Below are 19,328 nucleotides of genomic sequence, written 5' to 3'. Positions count from 1 at the left end.
GACCCGCCCGCACTCCTGACCATCTGAAACTTCCGCCGGGAAGCCCCCCTGCGGATCGCATCACAAGAAGGAAGACAACACATGTCTACCCTCCAGAGCGCCACCGAGCTCGCTGCCAACTCCATCAGCATCAAGGGCAACCTGGGCGCTGTCGCCTACGGTCTGGCCGCCATCGGCCCGGGTGTGGGTATCGGTCTCGTCTTCGGCCACTCGATCGAGGCCATGGCCCGTCAGCCCGAGGCCATGCCGATCATCCGCCAGAACATGTTCCTCGGCTTCGCCCTCTGTGAGGTTCTGGCCCTCCTCGGCCTGGTCGTTCCGTTCATCTTCTCGGCCTGAGTCGACACCAGTAGCCACGCTCGACGAAAGGTACAGACATGCTGACGCAGTTTCTGGCTGCGGAGGGGCCTCAGAACCCGCTGATCCCCTCCACGCCTGAACTCATCATCGGCTTTCTCGCCTTCTTCATCGTCTTCGGCGTCCTCGGCAAGAAGCTCCTGCCCAACATCCAGAAGACTCTGGAGGAGCGGCGCGACGCGATCGAGGGTGGCCTGGAGCGGGCAGCCGAGGCTCAGGCCGAAGCGACCCGCACGCTGGAGGAGTACAAGGCGCAGCTCGCCGAGGCCCGTCACGAGGCGGCCCGGATCACCGAGCACGCCCGCGAGCAGGGTTCGATGATCATCGCCGAGGCCCGCGAGGAGGCGCAGCGTCAGGCTGCGATCACCGTCGCGCACGCCCAGGCGGAGATCGAGCGCACGCGCGGTCAGGTGACCACGCAGCTGCGCCACGACATCGGCCGCATCTCGGTCGAGCTGGCCGGCAAGGTGGTCGGTGAGTCCCTGGAGGACTCCGCCCGCCAGAGCCGTACCATCGACCGCTTCCTTGACGAGCTCGAAGCCAAGGCCGCGGAGTCGGCGGGTGCCAAGTGAGCGCCGCCACCCGGCAGTCCACCGCGGCCGCCCGCGAGCGACTTGAGGCGCTGACGGACCACGCGTCCGTCGACCTCGACCGCCTGTCGGACGACCTGCTGGACATCACCCGGGTGCTGGACCACGAGGCGGGCCTGCGTCGGACCCTCACCGACCCGGCCGCGCCGGGTCAGGCCAAGGCCGACCTGGTCACCAACCTGCTGCAGGGCAAGGTCGGCGCGGACGCGATCGACCTGCTCTCGGGCATGGTCCGGTCCCGCTGGGCCGCCGGCCGCGACCTCGCGGACGCCACCGAGCAGCTCGGCGCCCTGGCGCTGATCATCGGTGCCGACAAGGCCAACGCCCTCGACGAGGTCGAGGACGAGCTGTTCCGCTTCGGCCGCGTGGTCGCGGGCAACGTCGAGCTGCGCTCCGCGCTGACCGACAACGCCGCGGGCAACGAGGCCAAGGCCGCGCTGGTGCGCAACCTGCTCGACGGCAAGGCCCGGGCCGCGACCATCGCGCTGATCACCGTGCTGGTGACGCAGCCGCGTGGACGTAGCCTGGAGAGTGGCCTGGAGGAGTACGCCCGGCTCGCCGCCGACCGTCGTGGTCGCGTGGTGGCGCTGGTCACCTCCGCCGTGCCGCTGTCGGACGCGCAGAAGCAGCGCCTCGCCACCGCGCTGGCGTCCCTGGCCGGGCGCCAGGTGCACCTGAACCTCGACGTGGACCCGGCGGTCCTCGGCGGCGTTCGGATCCAGATCGGCGACGAGATCATCGAAGGCACGATCGCGGGTCGTCTCGACACCGCGAGCCAGGGCCTGGCGGGCTAGAGCCCAAGCAGCATTCCGACCCTCGGTCGGTACACAACAGAGGACGGTCAGCCCTCGCACCGCACCACCAGCGGGAACTGACCGAGAGTCGAATACTTGCGGCCCTCCACGGGCGGGCCGAGGACGCAACTAGGAGAGCAGGGAACCCAGATGGCGGAGCTCACGATCCGGCCGGAGGAGATCCGGAACGCTCTGGACAACTTCGTCCAGTCGTACCAGCCGGACGCCGCCTCGCGTGAAGAGGTCGGCACCGTCACCTTCACGGCGGACGGCATTGCCAAGGTCGAGGGCCTTCCCTCGGTCATGGCCAACGAGCTGCTGAAGTTCGAGGACGGCACCCTCGGCCTCGCGCTCAACCTCGAGGCCCGCGAGATCGGTGTCGTCGTCCTCGGCGAGTTCAGCGGGATCGAGGAGGGCCAGACGGTCCGCCGCACCGGCGAGGTGCTGTCCGTTCCGGTCGGCGAGGGCTACCTCGGCCGCGTGGTGGACCCCCTCGGCAACCCGATCGACGGCCTCGGCGAGATCGACACCCACGGCCGCCGCGCGCTGGAGCTGCAGGCTCCGGGCGTCATGGTCCGCAAGTCGGTGCACGAGCCGATGCAGACCGGCATCAAGGCCATCGACGCGATGACCCCGATCGGCCGTGGCCAGCGCCAGCTGATCATCGGTGACCGCCAGACCGGCAAGACCGCGGTGGCGATCGACACCATCATCAACCAGCGCGACAACTGGCGCTCGGGCGACCCGAAGAAGCAGGTCCGCTGCATCTACGTCGCCATCGGCCAGAAGGGCTCCACCATCGCCTCCGTTCGCGGTGCGCTGGAGGAGGCCGGTGCGCTGGAGTACACCACCATCGTCGCCGCCCCGGCGTCGGACCCGGCGGGCTTCAAGTACCTGGCCCCCTACACCGGCTCCGCCATCGGCCAGGAGTGGATGTACGACGGCAAGCACGTCCTGATCATCTTCGACGACCTGTCGAAGCAGGCCGAGGCCTACCGCGCCGTGTCGCTGCTGCTCCGTCGTCCGCCGGGCCGCGAGGCCTACCCGGGTGACGTCTTCTACCTGCACTCCCGCCTGCTGGAGCGCTGCGCGAAGCTCTCCGACGAGCTGGGCGCCGGCTCGATGACCGGTCTGCCGATCATCGAGACCAAGGCCAACGACGTCTCGGCGTACATCCCGACCAACGTCATCTCCATCACCGACGGCCAGTGCTTCCTGGAGTCCGACCTGTTCAACGCCGGCATCCGCCCGGCCGTGAACGTCGGTATCTCGGTCTCCCGCGTCGGTGGCTCCGCCCAGATCAAGGCCATGAAGTCGGTGGCCGGTCGCCTCCGTCTGGACCTGGCCCAGTACCGCGAGCTGGAGGCGTTCGCCGCCTTCTCCTCCGACCTGGACGCCGCGTCGAAGGCGCAGCTGGAGCGCGGTGCGCGCCTGGTCGAGCTGCTGAAGCAGGGCCAGTACCAGCCGTTCCCGGTCGAGGAGCAGGTCGTCTCCATCTGGGCCGGCACCACCGGTCAGCTGGACGAGGTCCCGGTCGCGGACGTGCGCAAGTTCGAGCGTGAGTTCCTGGACTACCTGCGCCGCGAGCACAAGGGCGTCCTGACCACCATCGTCGAGACCCAGAAGCTCGAGGACGGCACGATCGAGTCGCTGGTCGACGCGATCACCGCCTTCAAGCGCGAGTTCACCACTCACACCGGTGCGCTGCTCGGCGAAAACGCCTGACGAGACGGAAAGGACGTAGCGACCCATGGGAGCACAGCTTCGGGTCTACAAGCGCCGGATCCGCTCTGTCACCGCGACGAAGAAGATCACCAAGGCGATGGAGATGATCTCCGCGTCGCGCATCATGAAGGCGCAGCGCGCGGTGGCCGCCTCCTCCCCGTACGCGACCGAGCTCACCCGTGCGGTGACCGCGGTGGCGACGCGATCGAACGCCAAGCACCCGCTGACCCAGGAGCCCGTCGACGCCACCCGCGCCGCCGTGCTCGTGGTGACCGCGGACCGCGGTCTGGCCGGTGGTTACTCCAGCAACGCCATCAAGGCGGCGCTGGAGCTGACCAAGCGGCTCCAGGCCGAGGGCAAGGCCGTCGACAGCTACATCATCGGCCGCAAGGGCGTCAGCTACTACGGGTTCCGTGACCTCAAGGTCGCGGGCTCGTGGGTCGGGTTCTCCGACAAGCCGACGTACCAGGACGCCAAGGAGGCGTCCGCGACCCTGATCGACGCGTTCGTGACGGAGACGGCCGACGGCGGCGTGGACGAGCTCCACATCGTCTCGACGGAGTTCGTCTCGATGCTCACCCAGAACCCGGTGGAGGCCCGCCTCCTGCCGCTGTCCCTGGCTGAGACCGAGGCCAACGCCGAGGAGCAGGGACCGTTCCCGCTCTACGACTTCGAGCCGTCGGCTGAGGGCGTCCTCGACGCCCTGCTGCCGCGGTACGTGGAGAGCAGGATCTACAACGCGCTGCTGCAGTCGGCTGCTTCCGAGCACGCCGCCCGCCGCCGCGCGATGAAGAGCGCGACCGACAACGCCGGCGAGCTCATCAAGTCGCTCACGCGACTGGCCAACACGGCCCGACAGGCCGACATCACCCAGGAAATCAGCGAGATCGTCGGTGGCGCGAGCGCCCTGGCCGATGCGAACGCGGGGAGTGACTGATCACATGACTACCACTGTAGAGACGGCCACGGCGACGGGCCGCGTCGCGCGGGTCATCGGCCCGGTCGTCGACGTGGAGTTCCCCGTCGACGCCATGCCGGACATGTTCAACGCGCTGCACGTCGAGGTCGACGCGCCGGACGGCACCGGCAAGAAGACCCTGACGCTCGAGGTCGCGCAGCACCTCGGTGACGGGATGATCAAGGCCATCTCGATGCAGCCCACCGACGGCCTGACCCGTGGTGCCGCTGTCTCCGACACCGGCTCCGCGATCTCCGTCCCGGTCGGCGACATCACCAAGGGCAAGGTCTTCAACGCCCTCGGCGAGGTGCTGAACGCGGACAAGGCCGAGTTCAACGCCCAGGTCACCGAGCGCTGGCCGATCCACCGCAAGGCCCCGAACTTCGACCAGCTCGAGTCGAAGACCGAGATGTTCGAGACCGGCATCAAGGTCATCGACCTGCTCACCCCGTACGTCACGGGTGGCAAGATCGGCCTGTTCGGTGGTGCCGGTGTCGGCAAGACCGTTCTGATCCAGGAGATGATCTACCGCGTCGCCGAGAACTTCGGTGGTGTGTCGGTGTTCGCCGGTGTCGGCGAGCGCACCCGTGAGGGCAACGACCTGATCCACGAGATGGTGGACTCGGGCGTTCTGGACAAGACCGCGCTGGTCTTCGGCCAGATGGACGAGCCGCCGGGCACGCGTCTCCGCGTCGCCCTGTCCGCGCTGACCATGGCGGAGTACTTCCGCGATGTGCAGGGCCAGGACGTGCTGCTCTTCATCGACAACATCTTCCGGTTCACCCAGGCCGGTTCCGAGGTGTCGACCCTGCTCGGCCGTATGCCCTCCGCGGTGGGTTACCAGCCGAACCTGGCCGACGAGATGGGTCTCCTCCAGGAGCGCATCACCTCGACCCGCGGTCACTCGATCACCTCGATGCAGGCGATCTACGTCCCCGCGGACGACCTGACCGACCCGGCCCCGGCCACCACCTTCGCCCACCTCGACGCGACGACGGTTCTCTCCCGTCCGATCTCCGAGAAGGGCATCTACCCGGCCGTGGACCCGCTGGACTCCTCGTCCCGCATCCTCGACCCGCGGTACATCTCGGCCAACCACTACGAGACCGCTGTGCGCGTCAAGGGGATCCTCCAGAAGTACAAGGACCTCCAGGACATCATCGCGATCCTCGGTATGGACGAGCTGTCCGAGGAGGACAAGGTCACCGTCAACCGGGCGCGCCGCATCGAGCGCTTCCTGTCGCAGAACACCTACGTCGCCAAGCAGTTCACCGGCGTCGACGGCTCCACCGTGCCGCTGTCCGAGACGATCGACGCGTTCAACGCGATCGCCGACGGCAAGTACGACGGTGTGCCGGAGCAGGCGTTCTTCATGTGCGGTGGCATCGAGGACCTCGAGCGCAACGCCGCCGAGCTGGCCAAGAAGTAATCGCATGAGGTGAGGGGTGGTTCCGACCGCTGGTTGGGACCGCCCCTTTCCCACCCGTTATTCTTTCCCCACCCCCGTTTTGCGGCGGGGGGCTGAGACCGAGGAGCCCACGGTGGCTGAGCTGCACGTCGAGCTGGTCGCGGCCGACCGAAAGGTCTGGTCGGGCGAGGCCACGATCGTCCTTGCCCGTACCAAGTCCGGTGACATCGGCATCCAGCCGGGGCACACCCCGGTCCTTGGCGCGATGGACACCCAGCCGGTGACCATCCGCCAGGCGGACGGAACCACGGTGATCGCCGCGGTGCACGGCGGCTTCCTGTCCTTCGCGGACAACAAGCTGTCGATCCTGGCCGAGGTCGCCGAGCTGGCCGACGAGATCGACGTCGACCGCGCCGAGCGGGCCCTGGCCGGCGCCAAGGCCGACAGCGAGGCGGCGGCGCAGCGTCGTGCGGAGGTCCGGCTCTTTGCGGCCACCGGCCGCTGAGCGCTGGCGCTCTCGCTCGACACGAGCTCTACCGGCAGTCCCGGGGCACCGAGGGTGACCCCGGGACTGCTGTATCAGTTGTGCAGAATGTGAAGGACCTGCTGGACGCGTAGGACGCCGCCGACCCCGGGACGGGTCGGCGAGGAGGGAGCCGGGCATGGTGCTCGCGGTGGTGACCGTCATCGCGGTACTGCTGGTCTGCCTGCTCGGGCTGGGGGCCTTCGCAGTGCGGAGGCGCTTGATCCAGCGCCCGGGCGGGACCTTCGACTGTTCGGCGCGGCTGAACGCGGTGGCGGCGGGGACGGCGTCTGCCGAATCCGCCGAGGCGGAGGGCAAGGGGTGGATCTTCGGGATCGCCCGGTACAACAACGACTCGGTGGAGTGGTTCCGGGTCTTCAGCTACGCGCCGCGTCCGCGGCGGGTGCTGGAACGCTCGCAGATCGAGGTCCTGGAGCGGCGTACGCCCGCCGGGCAGGAGGAGCTGGCGCTGCTCTCCGGCGCGGTCGTCCTGGTCTGCACGCACGCGGGCGAGCCGCTGGAACTCGCGATGAGCGAGGACGCACTGACGGGTTTCCTCGCGTGGCTGGAGGCGGCGCCGCCCGGCCAGCGGGTGAACGTGGCCTGACTCCGAGCTCCGTGCAGCCGGGACGCTGCACTGCTGGTGCGGCTACCTCGCCTGCGGCATCCCCGCCTAGACTTCCCTCATGGAGCAGGTGAGCCTGGACGCGCTCGTGGACCACGACGGAGTCGTGCTGTGGGGCCTGCTCGGGAACGTGTACCGGTTGATCAACGACCGCCTGCACCAGGACATCCACGACGCCACCGGCCTCGACGGCTCGGAGTTCGAATTCCTGCTGCGGCTGGCCCGGTTCCCCGACGCGCGGGGGATGGCCACGCGGGTCGGCGAGCGGATGGGTTTCACCTCCGCCGGGACGACCAAGCTGGTGGCGCGCCTGGAGCGCAAAGGGTTGATCGAGCGGACCAGGGACCCCGACGACGGTCGGGCGTATCTCGTCGCGCTGTCGCTGCGCGGGGAGCGCCTGCTCCGCAAGGGGCTGGAGGCGCACATCCCGCGCCTCGACGACGAGGTGCTCGGGCACCTGACCCCCGCCCAGCAGCGTCAACTGGACACCCTGCTCAGCCGTCTCGATCCCACACTGCGCTGAGAGGGCCCGAAATCCTCGGGCGATAGGCTCCGGACATGGTCAACCTCACCCGCATCTACACCCGCACCGGCGACGACGGCACCACCGCGCTGGGCGACATGAGCCGTACCCGGAAGACCGACACGCGTCTCGCCGCCTACGCGGACTCCAACGAGGCCAACGCCGCCATCGGCGTCGCCATCGCCTGCGGCGGTCTGGACGCCGACGTGGCAGCGGTGCTGACGCGTGTTCAGAACGACCTCTTCGACGTGGGTGCGGACCTGGCCACGCCGGTGACCCCGGACCCGAAGTACCCGCCGCTGCGCGTGCTGGAGACGTACATCGACCGGCTGGAGGAGGACTGCGACCGGTTCAACGCCGACTTGGAGAAGCTGCGCAGCTTCATCCTCCCGGGCGGGACGCCGGGCGCGGCGTACCTGCACGTGGCGTGCACCGTCGTGCGTCGCGCCGAGCGCAGCACCTGGGCGGCGATCGAGGAGCACGGCGACGCGATCAACCCGCTGACCGCCAAGTACCTGAACCGGCTGTCCGACCTGCTGTTCATCCTGGCGCGCACGGCCAACAAGGCGGTCGGCGACGTGCTCTGGGTGCCCGGCGAGAACCGCTAGTCGACGTCGTCGAAGAGGGCCAGCATCCGGCTCAACACCCGTACGCACGTCGTCAGTTCCGCGTCCGTCAGGTCGCCGCCGACCTCGCGCAGGAGGGCGTGTTCGCGCCCGGTCACGGCCGTGATCGCCGCGCTTCCGGCGTCGGTGAGCCGGATCAGCGAGGACCGCTGGTGGGCGGGGTTGGGGATGGCCTCGACGAAGCCGTGCTCGGTCGCGTCGTTGACCATGCGCTGGACGAACTGGCGGCTGAGCGACTGGGCGCGGCCCATCTGCGGGACGGTCATCGGGCCGTTCTCGCGCAGCAGGTCGAGCACGGCGCGGACGCCGACGGAGAGCCCCTCGGCCGGTGCGTCCTGCTCGATCCGGCGCTGGACGCGGCGGTAGAGCGGACCGACCAGGCCGAAGACCTCCATCAGGCGGTCCGGTAGTTCGTCGGGGGAGAGGATGCGGTCGGGCACGGTCCCATCATGGCACAAGATGACACCTGGGTTGTCATAGTCCTCGCACTATGACACCTTGGTTGTCATGACTGAGACCCCGCTCTCTTCGGCGACCTCTGACGCATCTCCTCGGACCGCTGTCGACACGCACTCTTTCGACTCCGGCGACGGCGACCTCGTCTACCGCGACTCCGGGCCGCGGGACGGGCAGTTGGTCGTGCTGCTGCACACCGGATTCGTCGACCGCACCCAGTACGACAACCTCGTCCCCGGCCTGGCCGCCCAGGGCTACCGCGTCGTCGTCCCCGACGCGCGGGGGCACGGCGACTCCGCCAACGCCTCGCGGCCGTTCCGCTTCACGGACGACCTCGCCGCGCTGCTGCGCCACCTCGACGCGGTTCCGGCGGTGCTGGTCGGAGTCTCCATGGGCGCGATGATCGCGAGCGACACCGCGCTCGAACACCCGGAGCTGGTCCGGGCGTTGGTCATGAGCGGCTACGGCCTCGGCGACCACGACGCGGACGACCCCTGGTTCGCCGAGCGCGCGGCCGCCCAGAACGACGCGCTCTGGCGCGGGGACATCCCGGCGTGGCTGGACGTCTTCCTCGACTGGATCCCCGGTCCGGACCGCGCCCTCGCCGACATCGACCCGGAGATCCCGCGCCAGGTCCGCGAGATGGCGATCCGGACGCTGATGAAGCACACGCCGGACGAGCCCGACCACGCCGTGCCGGTGACCGGCAAGGAGCAGCGCGCCCGTGAGCTGACCGTGCCCGTCCTTGCGGTCAACGGCGCTTTCGACTGCGCCGGCGTGCTCCGCTCCGTCGCGCGGACGGTCGCCGCCGTCCCGGACGCCCGCGCGGTGGACCTCGCCGACGCCGGCCACTACACGACCATGGAGCGGCCGGAGGAGTTCACCCGGATCCTGGTCGACTTCCTCCGCACGCTGGCCTGACCAGGCCTGACCAGGCCGAACGGGGCGGACGCGACGCACCGCTTCACTCGTCCGGCCGAGCGCGCGACGGGCGCCACGTACGATGCCTGACCATGGAACGGTTCCGGGTGGTCGGTGGCACGCGGCTCGTCGGGCGCGTGCGCGTGCCGGGCGCGAAGAACAGCGCGCTCAAGCTGATGGCGGCGACGCTGCTTGCCGAGGGCGAGTTCAGGATCGGCAATCTGCCCCGGATCCTGGACGTCGAGATCATGGCTGAGCTGCTGCGACGCCTCGGCTGCCAGGTGAGCCTGGAGTGGGAGGACGTCCAGGGCGGCACGGCCGTGATCAGCGTGCCGGGGGAGATCGGCTACGAGGCCGACTACGACCTGGTCCGCCGGTTCCGCGCCTCCATCGCCGTGCTCGGCCCGCTGCTCGCGCGCTGCGGCCAGGTCCGGGTCGCCCGGCCGGGCGGGGACGCGATCGGCTCGCGCGGGCTCGACATGCACATCGACGGCCTGACCCGGCTGGGCGCCCGGATCGCCACCGAGCACGGGTTCCTGGTGGCGGAGGCGCTCTCCGGCAGGCTGGTCGGCGCCTCGGTCGAGCTGGACTTCCCGAGCGTGGGCGCGACCGAGAACATCCTGATGGCCGCCGTCCTGGCCAAGGGCGACACGGTCATCGACAACGCCGCACGCGAGCCGGAGATCGTCGACCTCTGCGAGATGCTGCAGGCGATGGGCGCGAAGATCGGCGGTGCGGGCTCGTCGACGATCGAGGTCCAGGGCGCGGACCGGCTCTACCCGGTCGCCTACGACACCGTCCCGGACCGGATCGTGGCCGGGACCTTCGGCGTCGCGGCAGCGATGACCATGGGCGACGTCCGCGTCGACCACGCCCGCCCGGAGCACCTGCGCATCGCGCTGGACAAGCTGTCCGCGGCGGGTGCCGAGATCAGCGCGGACCCGGCGGGCTTCCGTGTCGTGATGGCGCGCCGCCCGCGCTCGGTGGACGTGGTGACCCTGCCGTACCCGGGGTTCGCGACGGACCTCCAGCCGCAGTTCGCCGCGATGAACGCGGTGGCGGAGGGCACGGCGATGATCACCGAGAACATCTTCGAGGCACGTTTCGTCTTCTTGCAGGAACTGGCCCGTCTGGGTGCGGACGTGCGCACCGACGGGCATCACGCGGTGCTGCGGGGCGTGGACCGGTTGTCCGGCGCGCCGGTGGTCTCCTCCGACGTCCGCGCCGGCGCGGGCCTGGTCCTGGCCGGCCTCGTCGCGGACGGCGAGACGGTGGTCTCCGGCATCCACCACATCGACCGCGGGTACGCGGGGTTCGCGGAGCAGTTGACCGCGCTGGGCGCGACGATCACGCGGGAGGACGAGTCGTAGGGGAGGTTGCACTACCCGGGGGCGCGGGGAACTGCGCGACAAGCCACCCACGCAGGTAGAGCACCGAACGAGCAGGGCCATCCGCATGTCAGTGGTTTCTCGCGCCCACGCGGCGGAGCCGCACATCAGCAGAGCCTCGCGCCCCTGAGGTAGTGCAACTTCCCCGCCGCTCTGCCGCGCGGCTCAGCGAAGAATCTGCCGCGCCCGCTCTACGTCGTCCTCCCAGACCATCACCCGCGGGCCCGACGTCGTGTCCACGATGGTGTGCCGGATGCCCGCGTCGTCCAGGCGTGCGCCCAGCACCCGCGCCTCCTCCGCGTCGGCCGGTGCCGCCACCGGCACAAGCAGGCCGTAGTCGTCAGGGCGTCCGGACTTCGCTTCCCGCGCGGCAAGCGACCTGCCGCGGCCCCAGGTCCAGCGCAGCAGCAGCATCAGGACCCCGACCACGAGAAACGGGGCGAGCAGGCGCAGGGTGAGCGCGATCACGCTCCTATTCTGCTTCGGACGGCCGCGAAGTGTGTAGATTCCTGCCAGGCACGACGCCGTGCGCGGGCGATCCTCGCTGCGCGGACGCGCTGCCGAGGACACCCCTACGACACGGAGGACACCACCGTGACCAGCAGCATCGCCGTCGTCGGAGCCGGGCTCATGGGTTCCGGAATCGCCCAGGTCTCGGCAGCCGCCGGACATGACGTGGTGCTGCGGGACGTCACCGACGCGGCCCTGGAGCGCGGCCTCAACGGCATCCGGGACAGCTACGCCCGGTTCGTCAGCAAGGGCAAGATGACCCAGGACGCGATGGACGCCGCCCTGGCCCGGATCACCACGACCACCGACCTCGGTGCGGCCGGCAGCGCGGACATCGTCGTCGAGGCGGTCTTCGAGCAGCTGGACGTCAAGGAAGGCGTCTTCCGCGAGCTCGACAAGATCGCCAAGCCGGGCGCGGTGCTCGCCACCAACACCTCGGCGATCCCGATCACCCGCATCGCGGCCGTGACGGAGCGTCCGGAGGACGTCGTCGGCGTCCACTTCTTCTCGCCGGTGCCGATGATGCAGCTGGTCGAGCTGGTGCGCGGCTACAAGACCAGCGACGCCACGCTGGCCGCTGTGCGCGCCTACGCCGAGGGCATCGGCAAGACCTGCGTCGTCGTCAACCGGGACGTGGCGGGCTTTGTGACGACCCGCCTGATCACCGCGCTGGTGGTCGAGGCCGTCAAGCTCTACGAGTCGGGCGTGGCCAGCGCCGAGGACATCGACACCGCCTGCCGTCTCGGCTTCGGCCACGCGATGGGCCCGCTGGCCACCGCGGACCTGACCGGCGTCGACATCCTGCTGCACGCCGCGCACAACATCTACGACGAGACGCAGGACACCAAGTTCGCCGCGCCGGAGATCATGGCGCGCATGGTGACCGCGGGCGATCTCGGTCGCAAGAGCGGCCAGGGCTTCTACTCCTACGGCGACAAGTAGGACCTTCCCGGCAGCTCCGGTCAGTGCCGGGCCACCGCCGTGGTCAGGGGCGCCGAAGTGTGACGTGGGCCCCAGGTGAGCTGTCTCACCTGGGGCCCCATCAGCACAGGGGATCCCTGATAATCAAACGAACATCCGGTCGACCGACGTGAAGCGCGGACATCCTTCACCCGGATGAGTGATTTCCTTTCAGATCTCGCCGTGGCCAGCAACTTGCTCGCCTGTCGTTGCGTCAGATGGAGGGGGTCACCTGTGAGAAGTCACCGGCAGACACCTCGGTGACCCGGAAACCACGAGAGCGAGGGGAGCCCGCATGTTGATCCGCGGTGACCACGGTCACCTCGCCGTCGAGGGCGAGCTCGACGTGCGCTCCGCCGCCGATGCGCGTACGGCGCTGCACCGCGCCGTGGACGACGGAGCGGGCGATCTCGTGCTCGACCTGAGTGGTCTGTCGTCCTGGGACGCCACCGGGCTGGGCGTGATCATGGGTACCCACCGCCGTGCCGGACGCTACGGCCGCCGCCTGGTGCTGCGCGGCGTCCCGCTGCAGTTGCAGCGACTGCTGATTGCCACGCGGCTGCACCGGATCCTCGCGATCGAGAGTTACCACCCGGCGGCCGCGGTCGAGCCGCTCCCGGTGTCCATCCCATAACGGTCCGAGGGCCGCTCTCCCCAGGGTTCACTTCCGTATCGCAGAATGACCCCCGCAGAGCGCCTGTGTCGGCGCGGACGGGGCCGGAAGAGGATCATGAGCGAAACGACAGGCCACCACTCCGCAGGCATACCCGGCGGGGAACTGGTGCCCAGGGGTACACCCGGCGCGGTCGCACCGTACACGGGCGGCATGTCCGCCAGCGGGGCACCCGGTGGCGCATCCGGCTCCGGCGAGCCGCGCACCGACGGACGCCGTCGCACCGGCGAGGTCGTCGCAGGCGAGCTGCTGCTGACCGTCAACGGCCCCGAGGGCTCCGCCGTCGAGCCGCTGCCCGAGCACCGCCGTCCGCAGCCGCCGACGCCGCGCAACGACGCCCACGGTCCCCTCCGCTACGCGACCGGCGGCCTGCTGGAGCGCGAGGAGCAGTGCGCGCGGCTGCGGGAACTGCTCGTCCAGGGCCGCTCGGTCCGGCTGACCGGTCCGCACGGCTCCGGACGCAGCGCCGTGCTGGAGGCGGTCGGCGCCTCCTGCGCCGGTCTGCTGCCCGGCGGCGTGGTCCGGCTGAGCGCCTACCGCAAGCCGCTCGGCGACCTGCTCCAGGACCTCTACGCCGCGCTCGGCGGCGCCCCCGGCCACCGGCCCGCCCGTCGTGAGCTGCCGCAGCTGCTGGCCGGCCACCGGGCCGCCGTGCTCGTCGACGACGTCGACTTCGGCGGCGAGATGCTGGACGAGCTGATGCTCGCCGCCCCCGACTGCTCCTTCCTGATCGCGGCCACCCCGGACGCCGCCACGCCCACGACCGGCGCGCCCGTCGAGGAGTCGCGGCTGACCGGCCTGAGCCGGGCGGGCTGCCTGGAGCTGCTGACCAAGCTGGCGTGCCGCTCCCTGGACGAGAGCGAGCGGGCCTGGGCGGTGGACCTCTGGTTCGAGTCCGAGGGCCTGCCGCTGCGCTTCGTCCAGGCCGCCGCGCTGCTGCGCCACCGCGAGCTGGCCATCGACGCGCTCGCGGGCGGCATGGTCGAGCTCGACGAGGACCTCGTGCCGCTGCCGTCGGTCGCCGAGAGCGCCGCGCCCGCGGCCCGGATCGCCAGGGGCCTCTCCGAGCCCGCACGGGCCGTGCTCCGGCTCGCCGCCGCGCTCGGCGGCGACTTCCCGACCCCGCCGCACCTGCCCGCGCTGGTCGACGTCGGCCACGGCGAAGTGGCCCTGGAGGAGCTGGTCGAGGCCGGACTGGCCGAGGAGGTCCCCGGCGGCACGCACCGCCTGGTCGAGGGCACCGCCGCACTGCTGGCGGGGGAGTGGCCCGAGACCGGAGTCAGGAACGCCGCACAACACTTCGCCTGGTGGACCGGGCACGGCGCGGTGACGGAGGCTCAGATCGCGGTCGAGGCCGAGGTGTTGCTCTCGGTGCTGCGCACCGACCAGGACGCCGGACGGCACGAGCAGGTGGTGCTGCTGGCCCGCGCCTGCGCGCCCGCCTTCGGACTGGCGCTGCGCTGGGGAGCCTGGGAACGCGCGCTGCGCCACGGTCTCGAGTCCGCGCGGGCGACCGGCTCGGTCGCTGAAGAAGCCTGGTTCCACCACGAGTTGGGCGTGCTGACCTTCTGCGCGGGCGCCTACGAGCGCTCGCGCGCCGAGTTGGAGGCCTCCGTCGCGCTGCGCGGAGCCCTGGCCGACGCACGCGGCACCGCCAACGGCCGCCACGTGCTGGAGCTGCTCGACCAGGCCGCCGTCATCACCGGCGCCACCGCCGTCGGCGGCGCGCGTGCGCGCGGCCGGGAGGACGGCCTGCGCCGCCTCGCGGCGTTCGCCACGCGTCGCACCGCCGGGGTCGCCGAGCGCCGCGAGGGCCCGGCGTCGCGTCGTCAACTCATGCTGGCAGCAGCGAGTGTGGTGCTTATGGGCCTGCTCGGCGCGGGCGCGGCCTTCGGCCTGCACGCCTTCGACGGCGGCTCGGCCAAGGGGCAGAGCGTGGACGTCGCCCCGGCGGGCCATCCCAGCGCGACGCCGAGCCTGCCGGAGATCTCCGGCAGCCTGACCCCGTCGGCCCCGGGCACGGCCTCGTCCTCCGCGAAGGCGTCCCACTCGCCCTCGGCGACGGCGTCCGGCTCGGCTTCGGCCCCCGCGCCGAGCCAGAGCGCACCGCAGCAGTCGCAGACGACGCCCGCGTCGGGCGGCGGCGCGACCCAGCCGGGCACCGTGCCGTCGACGCCGGCCAACACGCCCCCGCCCCCGCCGACCACGCCGCCGCCGTCGAGCCCGTCGCAGAGCGGTCCGAGCAGCAGCACGCCGAGCCAGACCGCGAGCGGTTCCCCCTCGCCGAGCAGCGGCTCGACCAAGGGAACGGCGAGCTCCAGCGCGGGCTCGACGGGCTCGCCCACGGGCGGCACGTCCAGCGCCGTGTCCCAGCCGGCCAGTCAGCCTGCGAGCCAAGCCGCGAGCCAGCCTGCGAGCCAGTCGGCCACGTCGTCCGGCCCGGCGGCGAGCTCTGCCGGGACGTCCTCCGGGACGCCCGCCGCCGCGACGTCCTCCGCCGGGACGTCCTCGCCGACCGCGGGCTGAGGACGCGGCTCCGCGCGGTTCAGGCGAAGAGGCGGTCCAGGTACTGGTCGACGGCGGCCCGTACCTGGTCCGGGCCGAGGACATCGAGCTCCATCAGCGTGGTGAAGCCCGTGAGGGCGAGCAGCAGGTCGGTCTCGACCACCGGGTCGCGGTCGGCCGCGACGAAGCCGTCGGCGATCGCGCGGCGGACCAACTGCTCCACCAGGTCCCGCCCTTGGCGCAGGTCCGCGCGCGCCTTCGCGTGCACCTCCGGGTCGTGGAGCGCCTCCAGGACGTAGGCGGCGCTCATCCGGCTGGTCGCTCTGGCGTCGGCGTGGAACGGGAGCGTCTCGGTGAGCATCAGCCGGAGCACGTCGCGTGGATGCGGTTGTTCCCCGAGCCGTTCGAGGCCGAGGCCGACGCGTCGCGCGGTCTGCTCGGTCGCGTGGTCCATGGCGAAGGCGATCATCGCCTGCCGCGAGGTGAAGTAGTGCTGCAGCTGGCCGAGTGAGATGCCCGCCTCCTGGGCGACCTCACGCATCGTCAGATGCCCGACGCCGCGCTGCTCCACCACCCGCCACAGCGCTCGGGCGATCGTTTCACGCCGCTCTTGGTGGTCCACCTGCTTCGGCATGGCTCCGCAGCTCCCTGGCTCGTCGTTACCGTCATTTTCTCATACGCTTGACATAATGCAGATGACCTATAACGGTGGAGGGCGGGAGCCGCCCCGCGCCGCCGAGGCGGCCGGATGAGGGGAGACGTCATGTCCGAGGGTCCTGTCGTGCGCACCGACGCAGGCGCGGTGCGCGGCAGTTGGCGCGCCGGGTCGGCCGGACGCGAGCGCGCCCGCTTCGCCGAGTTCCGCGGCATCCCGTACGCCCGGCCGCCGGTGGGCGCGCTGCGGTTCGCCGGGCCGGTCGAGCCGTCGCCGTGGGAGGGGGTCCGGGAGGCGACCGTGTTCGGTCCGGCCGTGCCGCAGTCCGGGCCGGTCACCGCCGACGTGGTCGGCGTGGTCGACGGCGACGACTGGCTGACGCTCAACGTCGCCACCCCCGACCCGGGCGCGGCCGGTCTGCCGGTGTTGGTGTGGATCCACGGTGGCGCCTACATCGCCGGGACGGCCGCCGATCCGATGTACGACCCTGCCGCGCTGGTACAGGCCGGCTTGGTCGTCGTCAGCGTCAACTACCGTGTGGGCGCGGAAGGTTTCGCGCTGATCGACGGCGCGCCGCCCAACCGCGGATTCCTCGACCAGATCGCCGCGCTGCACTGGGTCCGGCGCAACATCGCCGCGTTCGGCGGGGATCCGGGTCAAGTCACCGTCGCAGGACAGTCCGCCGGAGCGGGTTCGGTCGCCGCGCTGCTGACCATGGAGCGTGCCCGGGGGCTGTTCCGTCGCGCCATCGCCCACTCGGTGCCGGGCAACCTGTGCACCCCGGCGCTGGCCGCGTCCGTCACCGCGACGCTCGCCGAGCGGCTGGGCGTCGAGCCCACCGCCGTCGGCCTCGCCGACGTCAGCCCGGCGCGCCTGGCCGAGGCCGTCACCGCGCTCGGCACGGACCTGCCCGGCCATCGCGACCGTTGGGGGCGGCTCGCGCACACCGGCGTCGCGGTCTTCCCGGTCGTCGACGGCGAGGTCCTGCCCGCGTCGCCCTGGGCCGCGCTCCACTCTGGGAAGGCGACGGGGATCGACCTGCTGGTCGGTCATACCCGGGACGAGTTCCGGCTGTTCACGGTCATGGCCGGACGGCTCGGAAGCTTCACCGAGGACGAGGCCACGACCATGCTGGAGCTGTTCGCGCCGACCCCGGCCGCCGCCGACGCCTACCGGTCGGCCCAACCCCAGGGCGGTCCAGGGGAGTTGCTGGAGACGATCGGCTCCGATGCGCTGTTCCGGATGCCCTCGCTGCACCTGGCGCGCGCCAACCAGGCCGCGGGCGGCACCTCGTTCCTCTTCGAACTGTCCCTGGAATCGCCCGCCATGGGCGGCGTTCTGGGCGCCTGCCACAGCCTCGACGTCCCGCTGGCCTTCGGCTCGCTCGACAGCCCGACCGGCAGGGGGCTGCTCGGCGACCAGCCGTCGCCGGCCGCCGTCGCGGTGTCGGAGGAACTCCGGCGGGCATGGGTCCGCTTCGCCACATCCGGGGACCCCGGATGGATGGCGTACGACACCGCCGAGCAGTGGACCCGCGTCCTGGACGCCGAGCCGTACACCGGCCCCTATCCGGAGCGGACGTCCGCCCGGATCTGGGGCGACCACCTGCCCGTGCCGTTCGCCCTGGCGGGCGAAGGAAGCGCGCGGGGCGAACGAAGCGAACCGGCGATCAGAACAGCTTGAGCTTGTCGTCCTCGATGCCGCGCAGCCCGTCGTAGTCCAGCACCACGCAGTCGATGCCGCGGTCGTTGGCCAGCACCCGGGCCTGGGGCTTGATCTGCTGCGCCGCGAAGACGCCCTTCACCGGGGCCAACAGCGGGTCGCGGTTGAGCAGTTCGAGGTAGCGGGTGAGCTGCTCGACGCCGTCGATCTCGCCGCGGCGCTTGATCTCGATGGCGACGGTGGTGCCCTCCGCGTCGCGGCAGAGGATGTCGACCGGACCGATCGCCGTCATGTACTCGCGTCGGATCAGCGACCAGCCCTCGCCGAGGACCTCCATGCGGTCGGCGAGGAGCTCCTGGAGGTGGGCCTCGACGCCGTCCTTGATCAGGCCCGGGTCCACGCCGAGTTCGTGCGAGGAGTCGAGCATCACCTCTTCGAGGGTGATGATCAGCTTCTCACCGGCCTTGTTCTCGACCGTCCAACGGCCGTCCTCCTCCTTGAGCGTGCAGGGCGGCGACATCCAGTTGAGCGGTTTGTAGGCGCGGTCGTCGGAGTGCACGGCGACACTTCCGTCCGACTTGACCAGGATGAGCCGAGGGGCGGACGGCAGGTGGGCGGTGAGCCGGCCTGCGTAGTCGACGGAGCAGCGGGCAATGACGAGACGCACGGCCGACCACGCTAGCCCACGAAGGCCATTCGAAGCGATTCCACGCCAAACCTGGCCGAAGGCGGTTCGCCGGAACACCGGCGTGCGCGGGCGCGTTGTCGCAGTCGAGTACCGACGACTACGCAGAGCACGCGCCGTGTGACAGTCGGGTCACCACAACTGTGGCTTGATCCTTTCGTCGCACTCTGGTGTCACTGTGTATCACCCCTTACGGTGAGTCACGGACACTCAGGGTAGGGAGATTGCCACATTCCGCTCCCTACCCGGCCGTTCCCTGGGACGCTGGTGAGTACGCCTTTCCGCCGGAGCCGCGGCGGGAGAGCGGACTGCGCAACCACCGTCCACTCTGCACCACCCCTCCGCGGCGGCCCGTTCGCGGAGGCACTGCGAGAGGAGAACCCATGTCGCTCGACGTCTCACCGGCCCTGCTCGAAAAGGCCGAGCGAGGCGAGGTCGACGAGAGGGAATTCGTCGACTGCGTCCGTACCTCCCTGCCCTACGCCTGGGATCTGATCAGCTCGCTGGTCGTCCAGCAGCAGGTCGACGGCAGCGAGTTCGCCGACAACCAGGTGCCCCCGCCGTCCGAGCAGGCCCGCGGCCAGCTGCTGCGTGCCATGGCGAGCAACGCGATCAAGGGTGCCTTGGAGCGGCACTTCGGTGTCCGGCTCGCGTTCCAGAACTGCCACCGCGTCGCTGTCTTCCCGCCCGGGCCGGAGTCCGACGCCCGCTACGAGAAGTTCACCTCGATCCGTGCCCAGGTGCTCAACCAGTCCGCGGAGCTGCGGGACTGCTGACGAGGTTC

21 protein-coding genes are annotated in these 19,328 nt (G+C 70.8%); 17 read left to right on the top strand and 4 right to left on the bottom strand.

Annotated features, from left to right (window positions below; all coding sequences use genetic code 11):
* Window positions 1-81: 81 nt before the first annotated feature.
* The 10 genes from atpE (at window position 82) to I2501_RS05375 (ending at window position 8,111) form a co-directional block, all read left to right on the top strand.
* Window positions 82-339, top strand: coding sequence for an ATP synthase F0 subunit C (atpE, locus tag I2501_RS05420; RefSeq protein ID WP_196192656.1), 258 nt, complete (start codon window positions 82-84; stop codon window positions 337-339).
* 38 nt (window positions 340-377) lie between these two features.
* Window positions 378-929, top strand: coding sequence for a F0F1 ATP synthase subunit B (locus tag I2501_RS05415; RefSeq protein WP_196192655.1), 552 nt, complete (start codon window positions 378-380; stop codon window positions 927-929).
* Window positions 926-1,741, top strand: a complete 816-nt coding sequence (locus I2501_RS05410) for a F0F1 ATP synthase subunit delta (protein WP_196192654.1) — start codon at window positions 926-928, stop codon at window positions 1,739-1,741. Before I2501_RS05415 ends, I2501_RS05410 begins: the two co-directional genes overlap by 4 nt.
* Window positions 1,742-1,891: 150 nt before the next feature.
* Window positions 1,892-3,466: a F0F1 ATP synthase subunit alpha gene (gene atpA / locus I2501_RS05405; RefSeq protein WP_196192653.1), complete on the top strand. Its 1,575-nt coding sequence runs from the start codon at window positions 1,892-1,894 to the stop codon at window positions 3,464-3,466.
* A 25-nt stretch (window positions 3,467-3,491) separates the two neighbouring features.
* Window positions 3,492-4,403, top strand: a complete 912-nt coding sequence (locus tag I2501_RS05400; protein WP_196192652.1) for a F0F1 ATP synthase subunit gamma — start codon at window positions 3,492-3,494, stop codon at window positions 4,401-4,403.
* Between the two features lie 4 nt (window positions 4,404-4,407).
* Complete coding sequence (gene atpD, locus I2501_RS05395) at window positions 4,408-5,853, top strand: F0F1 ATP synthase subunit beta (protein ID WP_196192651.1); 1,446 nt, start codon at window positions 4,408-4,410, stop codon at window positions 5,851-5,853.
* Between the two features lie 112 nt (window positions 5,854-5,965).
* Window positions 5,966-6,337 carry a F0F1 ATP synthase subunit epsilon gene (locus tag I2501_RS05390; protein ID WP_196192650.1) on the top strand — a complete coding sequence of 124 codons (372 nt, stop codon included), beginning with the start codon at window positions 5,966-5,968 and terminating at the stop codon, window positions 6,335-6,337.
* 157 nt (window positions 6,338-6,494) lie between these two features.
* Window positions 6,495-6,962 (top strand): DUF2550 domain-containing protein, encoded by a 468-nt coding sequence (locus I2501_RS05385; protein ID WP_196192649.1) that lies wholly within the window; start codon window positions 6,495-6,497, stop codon window positions 6,960-6,962.
* A 79-nt stretch (window positions 6,963-7,041) separates the two neighbouring features.
* Window positions 7,042-7,503 (top strand): MarR family winged helix-turn-helix transcriptional regulator, encoded by a 462-nt coding sequence (locus I2501_RS05380; RefSeq protein ID WP_215909279.1) that lies wholly within the window; start codon window positions 7,042-7,044, stop codon window positions 7,501-7,503.
* 35 nt (window positions 7,504-7,538) lie between these two features.
* A complete protein-coding gene (locus I2501_RS05375) occupies window positions 7,539-8,111 on the top strand; it encodes a cob(I)yrinic acid a,c-diamide adenosyltransferase (protein WP_196192648.1) in 573 nt (190 codons plus the stop codon).
* Here the strand turns inward: I2501_RS05375 and I2501_RS05370 are convergent.
* Window positions 8,108-8,524, bottom strand: coding sequence for a MarR family winged helix-turn-helix transcriptional regulator (locus I2501_RS05370; RefSeq protein WP_196192988.1), 417 nt, complete (start codon window positions 8,522-8,524; stop codon window positions 8,108-8,110). The genes I2501_RS05375 and I2501_RS05370 overlap by 4 nt on opposite strands.
* A gap of 112 nt (window positions 8,525-8,636) precedes the next feature.
* On the opposite strand from I2501_RS05370, the gene I2501_RS05365 reads away from it, so the two are divergent.
* The gene (locus tag I2501_RS05365; RefSeq protein ID WP_196192647.1) at window positions 8,637-9,506 is read left to right on the top strand and encodes an alpha/beta fold hydrolase; all 870 of its coding nucleotides are present in this window, start codon (window positions 8,637-8,639) and stop codon (window positions 9,504-9,506) included.
* Between the two features lie 92 nt (window positions 9,507-9,598).
* Entirely contained in the window at window positions 9,599-10,876 is a 1,278-nt protein-coding gene (murA, locus tag I2501_RS05360) for a UDP-N-acetylglucosamine 1-carboxyvinyltransferase (protein WP_196192646.1), read from the top strand.
* Window positions 10,877-11,059: 183 nt separating this feature from the next.
* Here murA and I2501_RS05355 read toward each other — a convergent pair whose 3' ends face one another.
* The gene (locus tag I2501_RS05355; RefSeq protein WP_196192645.1) at window positions 11,060-11,362 is read right to left on the bottom strand and encodes a putative signal transducing protein; all 303 of its coding nucleotides are present in this window, start codon (window positions 11,360-11,362) and stop codon (window positions 11,060-11,062) included.
* A 126-nt stretch (window positions 11,363-11,488) separates the two neighbouring features.
* On the opposite strand from I2501_RS05355, the gene I2501_RS05350 reads away from it, so the two are divergent.
* From I2501_RS05350 to I2501_RS05340, 3 genes are all read left to right on the top strand, one after another.
* On the top strand, window positions 11,489-12,346 hold the full coding sequence (locus I2501_RS05350) for a 3-hydroxyacyl-CoA dehydrogenase family protein (protein WP_196192644.1): 858 nt from the start codon (window positions 11,489-11,491) through the stop codon (window positions 12,344-12,346).
* 313 nt (window positions 12,347-12,659) lie between these two features.
* Entirely contained in the window at window positions 12,660-12,998 is a 339-nt protein-coding gene (locus I2501_RS05345) for an STAS domain-containing protein (protein ID WP_196192643.1), read from the top strand.
* Between the two features lie 96 nt (window positions 12,999-13,094).
* Complete coding sequence (locus tag I2501_RS05340; RefSeq protein WP_196192642.1) at window positions 13,095-15,563, top strand: ATP-binding protein; 2,469 nt, start codon at window positions 13,095-13,097, stop codon at window positions 15,561-15,563.
* A 19-nt stretch (window positions 15,564-15,582) separates the two neighbouring features.
* Here I2501_RS05340 and I2501_RS05335 read toward each other — a convergent pair whose 3' ends face one another.
* Window positions 15,583-16,176 (bottom strand): TetR/AcrR family transcriptional regulator, encoded by a 594-nt coding sequence (locus I2501_RS05335; protein WP_196192641.1) that lies wholly within the window; start codon window positions 16,174-16,176, stop codon window positions 15,583-15,585.
* Between the two features lie 129 nt (window positions 16,177-16,305).
* Between I2501_RS05335 and I2501_RS05330 the strand changes: the two genes are divergently transcribed.
* On the top strand, window positions 16,306-17,880 hold the full coding sequence (locus tag I2501_RS05330) for a carboxylesterase/lipase family protein (RefSeq protein WP_196192640.1): 1,575 nt from the start codon (window positions 16,306-16,308) through the stop codon (window positions 17,878-17,880).
* Here the strand turns inward: I2501_RS05330 and nucS are convergent.
* Window positions 17,867-18,526: an endonuclease NucS gene (nucS, locus tag I2501_RS05325; protein ID WP_196192639.1), complete on the bottom strand. Its 660-nt coding sequence runs from the start codon at window positions 18,524-18,526 to the stop codon at window positions 17,867-17,869. The two genes, I2501_RS05330 and nucS, sit on opposite strands and share 14 nt — an antisense overlap.
* 401 nt (window positions 18,527-18,927) lie before the next feature.
* Here nucS and I2501_RS05320 point away from each other — a divergent pair, with 401 nt between their 5' ends.
* A complete protein-coding gene (locus I2501_RS05320; protein ID WP_196192638.1) occupies window positions 18,928-19,320 on the top strand; it encodes an SCO5389 family protein in 393 nt (130 codons plus the stop codon).
* The last annotated feature ends 8 nt before the right edge of the window (window positions 19,321-19,328 follow it).

This window comes from Streptacidiphilus fuscans (assembly GCF_015690355.1).
In the GTDB taxonomy this organism is placed as follows: domain Bacteria; phylum Actinomycetota; class Actinomycetes; order Streptomycetales; family Streptomycetaceae; genus Streptacidiphilus; species Streptacidiphilus fuscans.
The sequence above is the reverse complement of the archived record's forward strand: the minus strand, read 5'-3'. Positions and strand labels throughout refer to the sequence as shown.